Annotated in this window: 1 protein-coding gene and 2 pseudogenes; all 3 read right to left on the bottom strand. The window is 67.5% G+C overall.

The genetic code is table 11. The features are described from left to right. Positions 1 to 169: pseudogene (locus AC1DEY_RS23000) on the bottom strand (lipoyl synthase); the annotation flags it as partial. A gap of 13 nt (positions 170 to 182) precedes the next feature. After that, on the bottom strand, positions 183 to 1,595 hold the full coding sequence (locus tag AC1DEY_RS22995) for an L-serine ammonia-lyase (RefSeq protein ID WP_476870017.1): 1,413 nt from the start codon (positions 1,593 to 1,595) through the stop codon (positions 183 to 185). Between the two features lie 178 nt (positions 1,596 to 1,773). Beyond that, a pseudogene (locus AC1DEY_RS22990) lies at positions 1,774 to 2,143 on the bottom strand (serine hydroxymethyltransferase); the annotation flags it as partial.

Raw genomic sequence — 2,143 nt, 5'->3', positions numbered from 1 at the left:
CCTCACACACGGTGTGGAGGCCTTCCTTCTTGACGAGGTTCTTGAGCTGGACGAACTCGGGGCCCATCTGGACCTTGGCCTTGATCCATTCCGGCTTACGTTCCACCGGTGTGGCCGCGTTTCGCTGCTCAATGCGCAGCATCTTCCGGCCTTCTGGTGCCAGTGTCATAGTTCTCTTTCCTTCAGCATTCGACGACGTTGACGGCGAGGCCGCCCATCGCGGTTTCCTTGTATTTGGAGCTCATGTCGCGGCCGGTTTCCCGCATGGTGACGATGACCTCGTCCAGGGAGACCCGGTGCGAGCCGTCGCCCCAGAGGGCCATCTTGGCGGCGTTGATGGCCTTCGCGGCCGCGATCGCGTTCCGTTCGATGCAGGGGACCTGGACGAGCCCGCCGATCGGATCGCAGGTCAGGCCCAGGTTGTGCTCCATCGCGATTTCCGCGGCGTTCTCCACCTGCGCCGGCGTGCCGCCCATGACTTCGGCCAGTCCGGCGGCCGCCATCGAGGACGCCGAACCCACCTCGCCCTGGCAGCCGACCTCCGCGCCGGAGATCGAGGCCTGCTCCTTGTACAGCACCCCGATGGCGCCGGCGGTCAGCAGGAACTTGACCACGACGTCGTCGCGGTCGGCCTGGGTTGCCTTGTCCATGCCGGGGGCAAAGTGCAGCGCGTAGTAGAGCACCGCCGGGATGATGCCCGCCGCGCCGTTCGTGGGCGCGGTGACCACGCGGCCGCCGGAGGCGTTTTCCTCGTTGACGGCCAGGGCGATCAGGTTCACCCATTCCTGCCAGTACTTCGGGTCCCGGAAGTCAGGATCATGGTCCCGGGTTTCCTTCAGCAGCCGCTCGTGCCAGTCGGGGGCGCGGCGGCGGACCTTCAGCCCGCCGGGCAGCAGCCCCTCGCGCTTGAGGCTGACCTCGACGCAGCCCTCCATCACCGAATAGATGTGCAGCAGGCCCTCCCGGATTTCCTCTGCCGTCCGGCTGTCCTCTTCGTTGATCCGCATCACTTCGCTGATGCCCAGGGACGTTTTCCGGCAGCGTCCCAGCAGTTCCGCGGCGGTGCGGAAGGGCAGGGGGAGTTCCTTTTTGGACTCCTCGAGCTCCTGCTGGGCCGCGTCTTCCTCGCCTTCGCGGACAATGAAGCCGCCGCCGACCGAGAAAAACGTGGCGGTATGGAGAACCGCGCCCGCGGCGTCGGAGACCGTGAACGTCATGCCGTTGGTGTGCCGGGGCAGGATGGTGAGCGGGCGCAGGATGATGTCCTTCACACCGTAGGGCAGGGACACAGCACCGGCCAGCTGCAGGATGCCGGTCCCGGCGATCGTGGCCAGCCGCTCCTCCACTTCCTCGGGCAGGATCAGCTCAGGGTGGAAGCCCTCGAGCCCGAGCAAGATGGCCGTCATGGTGCCGTGGCCGTGGCCCGTGGCGGCAAGGGAGCCATAGAGGTCCACACGCAGCGACGCCGCGTCTGCCAGCTTGCCTTGGGATTTGAGTTCTTCGGCAAACACGGCGGCGGCCCGCATGGGGCCCACGGTGTGCGAGCTGGACGGCCCTATTCCGATGGAAAAGAGGTCGAAGACACCAACAGCCATGGCCGGGTTCCTAACTGGGTAAATGTGGTAACGGAGCGGTGGGTGAGCTGTCCACGAGGGGCCGGCGGAGCCGGGCTTTTCGAAAGCGTGCGTCAAAGCGACGAAGGAGCAGCACGCGTGAAAAGTCCGGTCCGCCGGTCCCGGGGCCAGCCCGCGGACGGGCTGGCTCCGGAAACGGTCAGGAGAGGTTGCTGACCGAGGGGTAGAGCGGGTGGGCGGCGGCGAGGGCCTCCACCCGTGCGCGCAGGCCGGACAGGTCCGCGCCGGCGTCGGCGGTCAGCGCCTCGGCGATGATGTCCGCGACCTCGGCGAAGGCTGCCTCGCCGAAGCCGCGGGTGGCCAGCGCGGGGGTGCCGATCCGCAGCCCCGAGGTGACCATCGGCGGGCGCGGATCGAAGGGGRCGGCGTTGCGGTTGACCGTGATGTCGATCTCCGCGAGGCGGTCCTCGGCTTCCTGCCCATTGAGCTCGCACTCGCGCAGGTCCACCAGGACCAGGTGCACATCGGTGCCGCCGGAGATCACGTTGATCCCCTTCGCGGTCACGTCC

It is taken from the genome of Arthrobacter sp. 05T47, from assembly GCF_056395825.1.
Note: the sequence above shows the minus strand (reverse complement) of the source record. Positions and strands in the feature narration are given on the sequence as shown.